At 35.5% G+C, this 13,625-nt stretch carries 13 protein-coding genes and 1 pseudogene; 3 read left to right on the forward strand and 11 right to left on the reverse strand.

Annotated elements, in window-relative coordinates; genetic code table 11:
* Positions 1-110: 110 nt before the first annotated feature.
* Both ACFOWA_RS04225 and ACFOWA_RS04230 read right to left on the reverse strand, forming a co-directional pair.
* Complete coding sequence (locus ACFOWA_RS04225) at positions 111-1,814, reverse strand: ABC transporter ATP-binding protein (RefSeq protein ID WP_378982100.1); 1,704 nt, start codon at positions 1,812-1,814, stop codon at positions 111-113.
* A complete protein-coding gene (locus tag ACFOWA_RS04230) occupies positions 1,814-2,527 on the reverse strand; it encodes a 3'-5' exonuclease (RefSeq protein WP_378982102.1) in 714 nt (237 codons plus the stop codon). The genes ACFOWA_RS04225 and ACFOWA_RS04230 overlap by 1 nt, the downstream gene beginning before the upstream one ends.
* A gap of 81 nt (positions 2,528-2,608) precedes the next feature.
* Between ACFOWA_RS04230 and ACFOWA_RS04235 the strand changes: the two genes are divergently transcribed.
* On the forward strand, positions 2,609-3,109 hold the full coding sequence (locus ACFOWA_RS04235) for a DUF1579 domain-containing protein (protein ID WP_378982104.1): 501 nt from the start codon (positions 2,609-2,611) through the stop codon (positions 3,107-3,109).
* Between the two features lie 75 nt (positions 3,110-3,184).
* Here ACFOWA_RS04235 and ACFOWA_RS04240 read toward each other — a convergent pair whose 3' ends face one another.
* The 6 genes and pseudogenes from ACFOWA_RS04240 to ACFOWA_RS04265 form a co-directional block, all read right to left on the reverse strand.
* Positions 3,185-4,084: a DUF72 domain-containing protein gene (locus ACFOWA_RS04240; protein WP_378982106.1), complete on the reverse strand. Its 900-nt coding sequence runs from the start codon at positions 4,082-4,084 to the stop codon at positions 3,185-3,187.
* A gap of 1 nt (position 4,085) precedes the next feature.
* Positions 4,086-4,328: pseudogene (locus ACFOWA_RS04245) on the reverse strand (DUF5615 family PIN-like protein); the annotation flags it as partial.
* Between the two features lie 113 nt (positions 4,329-4,441).
* Positions 4,442-4,663 carry a DUF433 domain-containing protein gene (locus tag ACFOWA_RS04250; protein ID WP_378982108.1) on the reverse strand — a complete coding sequence of 74 codons (222 nt, stop codon included), beginning with the start codon at positions 4,661-4,663 and terminating at the stop codon, positions 4,442-4,444.
* A 130-nt stretch (positions 4,664-4,793) separates the two neighbouring features.
* Positions 4,794-6,182, reverse strand: a complete 1,389-nt coding sequence (locus tag ACFOWA_RS04255; protein WP_378982110.1) for an arginine decarboxylase — start codon at positions 6,180-6,182, stop codon at positions 4,794-4,796.
* 162 nt (positions 6,183-6,344) lie between these two features.
* Complete coding sequence (gene ctlX, locus ACFOWA_RS04260; RefSeq protein WP_378982112.1) at positions 6,345-7,265, reverse strand: citrulline utilization hydrolase CtlX; 921 nt, start codon at positions 7,263-7,265, stop codon at positions 6,345-6,347.
* A gap of 137 nt (positions 7,266-7,402) precedes the next feature.
* A complete protein-coding gene (locus tag ACFOWA_RS04265) occupies positions 7,403-8,848 on the reverse strand; it encodes an arginine deiminase family protein (protein WP_378982114.1) in 1,446 nt (481 codons plus the stop codon).
* A 302-nt stretch (positions 8,849-9,150) separates the two neighbouring features.
* Here ACFOWA_RS04265 and argS point away from each other — a divergent pair, with 302 nt between their 5' ends.
* Entirely contained in the window at positions 9,151-10,923 is a 1,773-nt protein-coding gene (argS, locus tag ACFOWA_RS04270; RefSeq protein WP_378982116.1) for an arginine--tRNA ligase, read from the forward strand.
* 67 nt (positions 10,924-10,990) lie between these two features.
* Positions 10,991-11,617, forward strand: a complete 627-nt coding sequence (locus ACFOWA_RS04275; protein ID WP_378982118.1) for a DNA-3-methyladenine glycosylase family protein — start codon at positions 10,991-10,993, stop codon at positions 11,615-11,617.
* 65 nt (positions 11,618-11,682) lie between these two features.
* Here the strand turns inward: ACFOWA_RS04275 and ACFOWA_RS04280 are convergent, their stop codons facing one another.
* Genes ACFOWA_RS04280 through ACFOWA_RS04290 form a run of 3 tightly spaced genes read right to left on the reverse strand, consistent with a single transcriptional unit; the run spans position 11,683 to position 13,602 of the window.
* A complete protein-coding gene (locus ACFOWA_RS04280) occupies positions 11,683-11,883 on the reverse strand; it encodes a YtxH domain-containing protein (protein WP_378982120.1) in 201 nt (66 codons plus the stop codon).
* A 60-nt stretch (positions 11,884-11,943) separates the two neighbouring features.
* Positions 11,944-12,468: a protease gene (locus tag ACFOWA_RS04285; protein ID WP_378982122.1), complete on the reverse strand. Its 525-nt coding sequence runs from the start codon at positions 12,466-12,468 to the stop codon at positions 11,944-11,946.
* A 21-nt stretch (positions 12,469-12,489) separates the two neighbouring features.
* Positions 12,490-13,602: an AI-2E family transporter gene (locus tag ACFOWA_RS04290; protein WP_378982123.1), complete on the reverse strand. Its 1,113-nt coding sequence runs from the start codon at positions 13,600-13,602 to the stop codon at positions 12,490-12,492.
* Between the last annotated feature and the right edge of the window lie 23 nt (positions 13,603-13,625).

The raw sequence follows: 13,625 nt of genomic DNA on the forward strand, positions 1-13,625 counted from the left end.
ATGAGGAATGACCAAAATTGATAGAAGATGTGAAATGGAAGATGTGAAATGGATGATGGGAAATGAATGATCGTATAACATCATCCATCTTACATCATCCATCTTCCATATTATGTGCCTGGAATTGCATCGATTAGTTTTTTAGTATATGCAGCTTTTGGGGCATTAAATATATCATCAGGGAAGCCTTCTTCTTCGATTCTGCCTTTGTTCATTACTAAAATTCTGTCAGAAATGTGCTTAATTACCGCTAAATCATGAGAAATAAAAATATATGTCAATCCGAATTCCCGTTGTAAATCTTTAATCAAGTTTAATACCTGAGCCTGTACCGATACATCTAGTGCAGAAACAGATTCATCACAAATGATAAATTTTGGTTCTAATGCTAAAGCTCTGGCAATAACTACGCGTTGCCTTTGTCCGCCGCTAAATTCATGTGGATATCGGTTATAATGTTCTTTTTTTAAATCTACTTTATCTAACAACTCAAATACTTTTGCCTTTCGTTCTGCATCACTAGCAAATAGATTATGAACGGTTAATGGTTCTAAAATTGATTGCCCAATTGTTAATTTTGGATTGAGCGAGGCATAAGGATCTTGAAAGATGATTTGCATATCTTTCCTCAAACGCCTCATTTCTGCTTTATTTACGTTTGTAATGTCTTTACCTTCAAATATAATGCTTCCCGAAGTTGGCTGTATTAAACGTAAAATACTTCTACCAAGGGTTGTTTTACCACAGCCAGATTCACCTACCAAGCCTAAAGTCTCGCCTGGGAAAACATTGAAATTTATCTTATCTACCGCTTTAACGTAATCTTTGTTTTTGTTAAAAAAACCATTATTCACCAGGTACCATGTTGATAGATCTTTAATTTCTAAAATGGGTTTTTTGGAATAAAGTTCTGTGCGCCTTTTTTCTTTTTCTTTTGATGTGATTTGATTATTTGAATTCAAATGTGCTGATGCATCTTCAATTTTGCCAGTTAGAAAGTCGGCCACGATAGGCAATTTTTTTAATTGTAATGCAGGTGTGGGTCTGCAAGCCAGTAAGCCTTTAGTGTAAGGATGTTTTGGATGATGGAATATCTCATTCGATGTTCCTTGCTCCACAATTTCGCCTTTATACATAACGGCAACTTCATCTGCAATTTCGTGTACTACGCCTAAATCATGTGAAATGAAAATCATTGCCATTTGACGTTCTTCTTTCAATTTTAGGAGTAATTGTAGGATGGTTTTTTGTACGGTTACATCTAAAGCGGTTGTAGGTTCATCGGCGATTAATAGTTTGGGATTACAGCTTAACGCCATTGCAATCATTACACGTTGTTTTTGTCCGCCAGATATTTGATGTGGATAACTATCAAATATTTTTTCAGGTCGTGGCAGTTGCACTTCTTCAAATAGCGCAATGGTTTGCTTTTTAGCTTCAGCTTTGCTAACGTTTTGATGTAGGATTATGGCTTCGGCAACTTGGTAACCGCAAGTAAATACCGGGTTTAGCGAGGTCATTGGTTCCTGAAAAATCATCGAAATTTGATTGCCGCGAAACTGCCTAATTTCATTTGAATCAAGGCTTAGCAAACTAATATTTTCAAATTCTATATCTCCGGTAATCTTTGCTAAACGTTCATCATGCAATCGCATTATTGAAAAAGAAGTTACTGATTTACCAGAGCCAGATTCCCCAACAATACCAAGCACAGTACCTTTTCTAACATTAAAATTTATTTCTTTAACGGCTTTAAACCAGGTTTTTTCATCCTGATTAAAAAAATCGATGCTTAAATTTTCTACGTTTAACATTAGGTTACAATGGTAATGTTTTCTGGTTGAATTATCTCCATACCTTTAAATTTTAGCAATACTTGTGCGGTAGTAATTACATCTTTCTGGCAATAAGTAACAATGCGAGGCAAGTTTTTCTCTTCATAATACACCTGCCGAACCATGCTTCCGTCAATATCATCTTTTGGTGTTGGAACATTTAATATTGCAGCCAATAAATTTAAAGAGGTGTAATTTTTGTAATCACCAAATTTCCAAAGCTCCATGGTATCAACATGGTTTACTTCCCAAGGTTTTTTGCCGGCAATTTGTAACTGACCAGGAATTTCTATTCCGTTTACTAATAATCTTCTGCATAGATATGGATAGTCGAATTCTTTTCCATTATGCGCACAAAACATTAATGTTGGTAATTGCATTTTTAGCAAGTCAGCAAATGCTGTTAATAATTCCAGTTCATTAGTATTAGAGATTGATTTTATGCGAAGGTGTTGTGTTTTATTTTGGGTGTAAAATATACCTAAGCTGATGCATACAATTTTGCCAAACTCAGCAAATATTCCTGCATTATCATAAAAGCTTTCTGGCGTTTGTTCTGGTTTGCGTTGATACTGAGTTTTTTGCTCCCATAAATCCTGTAGGTTTGGAGGAACATCATCGTACGAGGCATATTGAGGTACAGTTTCTATATCAATAACCATAACCGGATTAAGATCTAACGTTTTCAGCATGAAACAAGATACTTAATAAATATCCAGTTTGCAAAATCAGAAATATCAAATTAACAGAACTATTTTTTATAAATTTGGTATATGGCAAAAAGTAAATTTGAAATATCATTAGAAGAAGGTGCTCATAAAATTTTAGCTAATTTGATTGGCGAATGGAAAGGAGTAACCAAAACATGGTTTGAAAAGGATGTTTTAGCTGATGAGTCTGAAACTCAGGGAAAAATCACTTCACTTTTGGAGTATAGATTTATTTCTTACGATTATCAAGGAAGCTTGGACAATAAGCCTTTGGAAGGAAAAATGATTATTGGTTTTGATATTCCGTACCAGAAGTTTAGCAGCAGTTGGGTGGATAGCTTCCATATGGGAACACAAATTATGTTATCAAGCGGAGCAAAAAAAGCGGATGGCTTTTCTGTTTTCGGACAATATGGAAGTCCGGAATATGGAGAACAACTTTGGGGTTGGCGAACCGAATTTACGATTTTAAATAATGATGAAATTATAATTTCGGCTTACAATATTTCTCCTGACGGTGAAGAAGCAAAAGCTACCGAAACAGTTCTTAAACGTATCTCGTAGCAGTTCTACTTTCATGTTGTGCTTATCGAAACATCTTGTTTGAGATCTTCGACAAGCTCAGAATGACATCTGTTATTAAAAGAGTAATTGATCTGGCGACGAACCATTTGCCATTACAGGAATTTTCAAATCCGTTCCAATGGCTTTGTTTAGTTTTTCAATAAAATAGGCAGATAAAAGGGGAGAAGCCAATTCTACATTTTGGTGAACAAAAAAATACAAATTTTGTAACCCTTGTTTTTTCCAATCTACAATTCTCTCAATCCATTCATCTAAACGGGTGTAGTCGCTTTCATGGTTTGCACCAACATAGCGAACAAAAGCGGTAGGTGTTGTTAATCGCATATGGAGCATATCTCTTCTTCCAGCTGTATCAACAATAATGTTTGTGATTCCATTTTCTTCGAACAATTGTGTAAATTCATCTGCAACTTTAGCATTTGCAAACCATTCTCCATTTCTAACTTCAACGCCTAAAGGTATTACTTTTGGAAATTCCTCGATTACAGTTTTAAGTCTATCAAAATCTTTTGGTTTAAAATTATCATGAAGTTGAAGAAATGCCATGCCGAGTTTATCCTCAAAATTACTTATCGCATCGCAGTATTGTTCTACTGGTTCTTTAACGTTGATTAGTCTTTTGAAATGGCTTATCGTGTTTGTGAGCTTCGGAAAAAATTTAAAATCAGCAGGCGATTTTTGCGTCCACGTAATAACTTGTTCGCTGCTTGGCATGCCATAAAAAGTTGCATTCAATTCAATAGAATTAAATTGAGTAGAGTAGTAGGTTAGCTCATCTTTCGTTCCTTTAGGGTAAAAGCCTTTCAAATCGGCCTTATTCCATTTTGCACAACCAACGAAAGCTTCAAATTTTTGCTTAGGCTTGTTGGCTTTTAAAATAGCTGCTGTTTGTGGAGCATCTGCAGGAAGTGTGAAATCTATTATTGATGGGTCGTCTACTTTACCGAATTGCATGTTAGTCTTTATTTATTTCAAATATATCCAAATCTCCATAGATAAGTTCCTCCGTAGCATCATAAATTTTACTTTTTAATTTTTCGTAAAACTGTTCGTTTGAGCAATTACCAAATTTGAGGTAAATTAATTTCGGCGGAGTTCCTTTCCATGCAACAAGTTCAGATAAGTCAGAATCTTTCGATATGACAATGACCTTTTCTTTGCTTCGGGCAAGATTGTAAACTTCGATATCTGATGTTCTATTTAATTTAAGGAAATGAAATGCATTTTATATTGATTTCTTCCATAAACCATTTGGCTATAATTGGAGAGATATTTTCATCTAACCAAAATTCCCAATCATTCGTAAATGTATTAATCCCCTATGGTTTTAGCACTAAATAATAACGCTGCTGTTATATCTTCGCTTTCGAGGATGGGATGTTCCTCTAAAATTTCATCATTCGTCATTCCAGATGACAAGAGTTCAATAATATCAATTACTGTAAATCGATTGCCTCTTATTGTGGGCTTTCCGCCCATTAAACCAGGGATGATAGTTATTCGTTCTAGTAATAGAGTTTCATGACATTTCATACTCTAAATTTAGTAAAATTTATATCAAACTCAATAGCATTATATTTTTAACGATAAGGCATAAAAAAAGCGCTAAGTAATACTCAGCGCTCTTTGCAATAAACTTTATGTTCTATGCGGCTAATATAAATTAATAACCTAAAATCTTCAAAACCTGTTTACTATTTTGTTCTTCACCAAACACTTCAAAATTGAAACTTTCGTCTCGGTTTCTGCGTATTAATACGTGCTTCGGACTTGGCAATAAACAGTGATGTATACCACCATAACCACTTAATACTTCTTGATAGGCACCTGTGTGGAAAAATCCTAAATATTGCACTTTACGTGTCTTTGGCATAAACACACTATTCATATGTGCTTCCTGATTGTAGTAGTCTTGTCCGTCGCAAGTAATACCACCTAGGTTTACACGCTCATATTCGGCATCCCAGTTGTTAATCGGCAATAAAATATACTTTTGATTTAAAGCCCAAACATCTGGTAGGTTGGTGATAAACGAACCATCTAACATTAACCAACGCTCGCGGTCGTTTTGTTGTTTACGACCTAATACTTTATATAAAATACCCGAAGCTTCTGCAACGGTATATTTACCAAATTCTGTAATGATATCAGGTTCCATTACGTCATGAATGGCACAAATTTCTTTAATCCTTTTAACAATTTCGTTTACCATGTATTCGTAATCGAAATCAAAAACCAACGAATCTTTAAATGGCATACCACCGCCAATATCCAAAGTATCTAAATCGGGATTTATCTTTTTAAACTTGCAGTAAAGTGTAACGTATTTTTCTAACTCGTTCCAGTAATAAGGAGAATCTGTAATACCAGAATTGATAAAAAAGTGCAATAGCTTAACTCTAAAATTTGGGTTATGAACGATTTTATTATTGTAAAAATCAATAATATCTTCCATGCGAACACCCAATCGAGAAGTGTAAAATTGCGAATCAGGTTGTTCTTCAGCAGCAATACGAATTCCTAAATTACAAGGCGTATCGATATCAACTTCATCATCAAAAAGATTAAATTCCTCTTTGTTATCTAATACAGGAATAATATTAGTGTAGCCGTCATGCAACATATCAATAATATACTGTTTGTATTGATAGGTTTTAAAACCGTTACAAATAATGGTGGTATCTTTTGTTAAAACACCTTTCTTCTCCAAAGCTTCAATCATTGGCATATCAAATGCCGAAGAAGTTTCGAGGTGGATATTGTTTTTTAGCGCTTCCTCAACAATATGTCTGAAGTGAGAGCTTTTTGTACAATAGCAATATTTATAATCGCCACGATAATTGTTCTTTAAGATGGCAGTTTGAAAAAGAATTTTAGCTTGCTGAATCTTTTTACTCACCATAGGTAAGTACGTGAAACGTAAGGGTGTACCATAAGTTTCAATCATTTCCATCAGGTTTAAATCCTGAAAATATAATTCATCATCTATAACGTCAAAACCTTCCTGTGGAAAGCCAACACTCAGATCAAGAAATTCTGAATAACTCTGCATTTAATTTCAAATAATTTTTGCAAAAATGTAATTTTAAATCGAGAATAAATCTTTATTGAAAATATTTTTACTGTAGAGAAACGGTTGGGCTGATTAAAATTTTATAGAGGAGTTTTGACAACTCTTCAAGAGTTGTCAAAACTGAAATTCAAAAATGCTCTTCTAATCATTAATAATTGAAGGCAAATGAATTTCTGCCAGCATACACCTTGCACTACCACCACCATTTTTTTCTATCGTATAGATAGGTGCGTAAATTATGCGGCAATATTGCTCTAAGGTTTCTATTTGTTTTTTACTTAGTGATAAATAGGCCTGCTCAGACATCACAAGGAGTTTTTCATTATCCTGATTGGTTACTTGCAACATATTCCCTGCAAACTGATTCATTTGCGCTAAAGTTATTTCAATAACATGTTTACCACTATTATTTAGGCTCAATGCAACAACAAGCTTTTCTTGCTCATTTGGGATGGAATCTAAACAAATTACAGCAAATTCATCACCAATACACATCATCACATTGGTGTGATAAATTGGAAATCTACTGCTATCTACCGCCTGAAAGGCAATTGGCTGATAACCTGTAAGCATGCAGAAGTTGTTCAATACTTCTTCATCGGTTCGAACACTTAAACAAGCATAAGCTATCTTATTGGTTCTATCTAAAACCATGCTGCCTGTACCTTCTAAAAATGCATACTGTTTTTCGTAAAAACTAATATCACTAATATGATTTACTTCAAATTTTTCTTTTAATTTTTCGATGATATCGTTTCTTCGTTCTAGTCTGCGGTTTTCAGAGAACATTGGGTATAGAAAAACCGAACCATCTTCGTGGAAGGAAACCCAGTTATTTGGGAAGATAGAATCTGGCGTTTCGGGTTGATATGTATCATCAATAACTGTTACATCAATACCATTAACCCTTAACAGATTTACAAAGCCATCAAATTCTTTCAAAGCCTGCACTTGTACATCATTTTCATCAGATGCAACCTGAAACATGTTATTAGCTGCTGTTTGCTCATTGAATTTGAAATCAACAGGGCGAATCATTAATATTTGGTTGGTGCTTTGCATTTGGGAGTTAGTTTTTAGTATCAAGTATTTAGTATCAAGTAGCGAGTATCAGGTATCAAGTATTTAGTATCAAGTATCAAGATGAAGGAGTTAACCAGACATCATCCATTATCCATCATCCATCTAACATTTTACATCTATAAATCGTCTCTTAAAATTGGTAAGCTCATACAATGAAAACCACCGCGGGCTCTAGATAATTCAGCCGATGGCATCAAAATTAATGTATCTGTTATGATTTCAGCATCGGCTTTTCCACTTTCCAAATCCTGGATTAAGTCTTTCACATTAACAACATCAAATCCGGCTGCTTTAAAGGCATCAACAGTTTTATCATTTCTATCATAACCTAAAACTACACCTTCTTTAATGGCTAAAAGGTTGCAAGAATCTGTCCACTGTTCTCTAGAATCATATGGAAATTGATTATTACCGCTATAAATTATTTTGGTAGGTTCGGTGCTTTTTAAATCATTCTGGCTTATATCATTAAGCAAAGCTTCTACATGTTCGAAGTATTTAGGTTCGCCTGGGTTAGCTTTTGTAAATTGAATTGCAGTTGTAGCCTCCAGCTGCTCAGGTTCTTTTAAAAAGTTAATTGGCTCGTGTGGATTATATTTAGGCGAATGCGCAATTGAATTTAAGATTACCCAGGTGTTGCGTTTAACATGTGTGAATACTGTATCTAAGTGCATGTAATCCCTCTTGCTCGGTATTTTAACAACGGTTACTTTTTCTACAACATTATTGTCGAACAATAATTTTATAGCCTCATTAGCGCCATGTTCTGATGTCCTTTCGCTACAGCCAATTAACACATGCGTTGGGCTTACCATCATCACATCGCCGCCTTCTAAAGTAGTGCTAAATGCAGGTTCATCGCCGGGACGTAAAAAGTGCATGGTAACATCAGGAATTTCTAGAATGTTGTTTTGGTATGCTTCGAAAAGTGGATGGTTGAAGAAAATATAGCGCATTAAAAGCGTTTCGCGAACACGGGCTTTTTTAGCAGGTTTGTTTAACAGAATATGATTGTTAATGGTTGTACCCACATCCCTGGTAAAAATTAAATTGGGGATGGGTGCAAAAATCATGGTATCGTTGGCGAGCGTTCCTGAAATCAGAATTTCTGCCAGCTGCTTTGGGTTGGTATTTGTTAATTCAAGCTGAACTTTATAGGTACAGCCTTCAATTGCGCAAACAGCAGCAACTAATTTCTTACGTATAGATTCATTTTCGAGCATCTCGCTCAGCAAATTCTGAATCTCAATGACCGATTCTGAGTTGTGAAAATCGGGATGATTGGGTTTGTAAAAATTGCGGTTGTCTTCTTCCGAATCTATTTTGGCTAACTTTCCTTTAATCTTGGCTGGGTCCATAAAATACATCAGCAATTTGATGTAATAGTCGTACTCGCCTTTACGGATGGTATCTAAATGCACAATATCTTCAAAAAGCCAATCTTGTGCTTTTGATGGAACCACTTTGCCTAAACCACTATCAGGACTATGAATTAATAATTTGCGTAATCGACCGATTTCGGTTTGTACGTTTACTTTAAAATTTTGATTTGCTTCGCTCATATATCAGTTAGTATTACAAAGCTATTAGAAAAATTTAGATATGAGAATTGAGATGATAGATTTGAGAATGACCTGCATAAAGAAGGTTGTTAGTTTGCAATAATGTAACGACTTAAACCTCATTGCAGCGGCAGCTCCCGATTTTCGATTTTTCATCGAAATCAATCGGGACTACAGCGGAAAGGAGGACTACAGGAACCGATTAGCACAAGAGTACCTTTTCAAATTACCTAAAATTTAACCGGAATTTGAACTTAGGACTTCTGACATCCGACTTCGGACTTTTTTCCTATTTTTACACCATGAATTTTATTATTGCCGCAACGCTTGAAGCCATTAAACAACTTTATAATGAAGAAGTAGCTGAAAGTTTAATTAATATACAAGAAACACGTAAAGAATTTGACGGACAGGTAACGATTGTTGTCTTCCCGATTACCAAGATTTCCAAAAAATCGCCAGAACAAACCGCACAAGCCATTGGCGAATATTTAGTTGCAAATGTAACAGATGTTACTGCCTTTAATGTTGTTAAGGGTTTTTTAAACCTAAGCATTGCCGAAAGTTATTTTTTACAACAATTTAATGAAGAGATTTTAACCGATAGCTTTGGTTATTATGCTCCAAACGGTAAGAAGGTGATGGTGGAATATTCATCGCCAAACACTAATAAACCGCTTCATTTAGGGCATGTTCGTAATAATTTATTGGGCTATTCTGTTGCCGAACTACTAAAGGCCTATGGTTATGAGGTAACTAAAGTGAACTTGGTTAATGATAGGGGTATTCATATTTGCAAATCGATGCTGGCCTGGCAAAAATGGGGCAATGGCGAAACACCTGAAAGTTCTGGTTTAAAAGGCGATCACCTGGTTGGAAAATACTATGTGATTTTTGATAAGGAATATAAGAAAGAAATTGAAGCCTTAAAAGCCGAAGGGCAAACTGAAGAAGAGGCGAAGAAAAATGCACCTCTGATTAAAGCAGCGCAAACCATGTTGCAACAATGGGAAGCGGGAGATGAAGAAGTTGTTTCGTTATGGAAAACCATGAATGAGTGGGTTTATGCTGGCTTTAATGTAACGTATAATAGCCTGGGTGTAGATTTTGATAAATTTTATTACGAAAGCAATACCTATTTATTAGGAAAAGATACCGTTGATGAAGGTTTGGATAAAGGCGTTTTCTTTAAGAAAGATGATGGTTCTGTTTGGATTGATTTAACTGCTGATGGTTTAGATCAAAAGCTTGTGCTGCGTGCCGATGGAACTTCTGTTTACATTACGCAAGATTTAGGTACCGCAAAAATGAAGTTTGATGATTTCGGGATGGATGAGTCTATTTACGTAGTTGGAAATGAGCAAGATTATCACTTTAAAGTTTTGTTTTTAATTCTTGAGAAATTAGGCAAAAGCTGGGCTAAAGGTCTTTATCACTTATCGTATGGTATGGTAGACTTGCCTAATGGAAAAATGAAAAGCAGAGAAGGAACTGTAGTGGACGCGGATGAATTGATTGCGGATATGATAGCTACTGCCCAAGAAAAAACCGAAGATTTAGGGAAGATTAATGATTTTACGGAGGATGAAAAATCTGAATTGTATAAAAACATTGGATTGGGTGCTTTGAAATATTTCTTATTAAAAGTAGAACCCAAAAAACGTTTGTTATTCGACCCGAATGAAAGCATCGATTTTCAAGGAAATACTGGGCCTTTTATTCAATATACGCATGCCAGGATAAAGTCATTGTTGACCAAGGCTAGATACAAGGCAAGTGTTGGAAAACCAAAACCAGAAGATGTATTGCCTGTAGAACTTGATATGATTATGCTGTTAGCAAAATACCCTGCAGAAATTGAAATTGCAGCGAAAGCGCATAGTCCGGCAAGTTTGGCTAATTATTTATATGAATTGGCGAAGTTGTTTAATAAGTTTTACCACGAAGTGCCACCAATTGTTAAAACCGAAGCTGGTGAAGCGAAACAATTCCGTTTAAATTTAAGCAAGAAAACTGCTGATATCATTAAAGCAGGGATGTTGATTTTAGGAATTACTTCGCCAGAGCGGATGTAGGGTTGGCTAGACTTACGAAGTTTAATAGGTGTTGAGCAGAGAAACTTCGTAAGTCTTCTAAGAAAACATGATACAAACTTTTAATCAGCATAATTTTCATCAGCTTTGCGATGTAGTTGCTACGAAAGATGCTGATTTAAAAGAAATTATAGAGCGATTTGGTTATCCACCATACTGGTCGCGACCAAATACTTTCGAATCTATCGTACACATCATTTTAGAGCAACAAGTATCTTTGGCTTCAGCGATGGCTACCTTAAATAAACTGAAGGATAGAATAGCAACCATTACACCCGGAAACTTTTTACCCTTAACAGATATAGAATTAAAGGATTGTTATTTTAGCCGGCAAAAAATCAGTTATGTTAGAGATTTGGCCGAGCAGATTATCAATAAAAAACTTAATTTGGACGATTTAGTTGATAAAACTGATAGCGAAATAAAAACCGCTCTTACAAAAATAAAGGGCATAGGCAACTGGACGGTAGATATCTACCTGATTTTCATTCTGCATCGTTTGGATGTATTTCCGATAGGAGATTTAGCTGCGGTTAATGCCCTTAAAAAAGTAAAAGGTTTGGATAAGACATCCAGCACCGAAGATATAATTTCGACAACATTAAGTTGGAAACCCTATTCCTCTTTGGCGACCATGCTATTGTGGCACTTTTATTTGGAGGAAAGGAAGCGTTAAAATTTTATCATAAAAAAAATGCATCAAACTAAGATTGATGCATTTTAATTTAAAAGAATTATTACTTACATGCCTAAATCATCTTGAGCATAAGTTGTTTTAGGTTCAAATTCCTTTTTATAGTCTTTTGCTTTTTCCATCCACTCCGGAGCTTTATCTTTAATATCATCTACTACAGATCTGCCTGTGATTGAATCTTTCTTGGTAAGGTATTTAACGCCTGCATAAATCGCGGCGCCTATTACTGCTGTTCTTAATAGTCCCATTTTATATCGATTTTGTATAGTATAATAACAGTAAAGAACTACGATGGTTTTAAATTAATGTTATTTGCTCACTGTAATTTTTAAACTGTCTGTAACCACAATTCCGCTTATTGTTGTTGCGTTGTATTTAAGCGTATAACTTCCGGCTTTTGTAATGGCATGTCCTTCATTCAAATCAAAATTGGTACTTGTACTATCGCCCTTTTTTAATATGGTATAGCTATCGGCAGGTGGCGGCATTACCCTTTTAGCCATTGGGCCTGTGTAGAAAACATCTACATGATCTTCCATAGCCACATCTAAGTATTTGCTCATCAGCTTTTCGAAAGGGGTGTGCCATTTACAAAACTTTGCAACGGTATCTGTATTATTGTACACTGAGAATTTGATGTTAATGGGTTGGCCAAGTTTAGCTTCTCCGAGTAAGGTCATTTTCCCGGTTATGGGATCGGTTACTTTTGTAGCTTTAGATTCGGTAAGTAAAGTGGTATCGCTGGCTGCATTGTTATCTTTTTTATCTTCTGATGAACCACAGGCTGCAAATACTATTGCGCAAAGACCGAGAATGGGGATTAATTTTTTCATTGAGGGTTTAGATTTAATATGTTATTCTGATTTAGTTACAATTGCTTTTCTTCTTCTGAAGATGGGAAAACTCATCGGGCTTCGGGCAGGTTTTTCATCGCCCAATAAAACACCCCATTGTTTAAACATTTCGGTACGATCGAAAATCACTTTTAATACTGCTACTATCGGCAAGGCGAGAAACATTCCGGATATACCGGCGATACTTCCACCAATAAATACCCCGAGGATGGCAAATAATGCATTAATTTTTACTTTAGAGCCTACTATACGAGGCATCAGAATGTTGTTATCTAAAAACTGAACGAAAGCGATGACACAAAGAACCGTAATTACCGGCCACAGTTCTTGAGATGAAGTTAGGGTTAAAAGCACACCAATTAAATTACCCATTAAGGCTCCTACATAAGGTATCAAGTTTAATATGGCAAAGATTACTCCGATTAATAAAGCGTGTTTAATGCCAATAAGCATTAAAATTCCACCTAAAAGGATTGTCATGTATGTGATTTGAATTAATAAACCTATCAAATAACTTTTAATGATGGATTCGGTTTCGTAGATGGCTTCTTTCACTTTAGGATGGTCGTCTGTTTTGAACCACATGAAAATAAATTTCAATAGAATGTCTTTGTAGAAGAGCATCAGGTAAATGTAGATGGGAAGCAAGCCGATAAATACAAAAATACCGCTCAGTGTTACTGCTGCACCACCTGCCATAGAGGTTCCCATATTCATTAAATCATCGCTCTTGCCTTGAATAAAGGCTTTTTGCTGTCTGTCATCGTAGTGGGTGATGCGGCTAATCCAATCGCTCAAAGAATTTATGTGTTGGGTTACATTGCTTTTTATGCGGGGAAAATCGTTAACCAAGAGGCCAATCTGATGGGAGAAAAACCATACAACAAGACCAACAAAAAGTGCTACTACAAGTATTGGGAGGATGATTGCCAAACTTTCAGGAACTTTTCTCTTAATCAAAAAGCGGTACAAAGGCAGCAGCATAATGCTGATGAAAAAGGCCATTAAAATTGGCATAATGATATCCCTTCCTATTACCATTACGGCTACTAGGCAAATCAAGCCTAATAGTTCGATGGATCTTTTCGCGGTGAGTGGTAAATTATTCGTCATAGTTTTACGGTTTGGTGATTAAA

The organism is Pedobacter lithocola (genome assembly GCF_042650845.1).
In the GTDB taxonomy this organism is placed as follows: domain Bacteria; phylum Bacteroidota; class Bacteroidia; order Sphingobacteriales; family Sphingobacteriaceae; genus Pedobacter; species Pedobacter lithocola.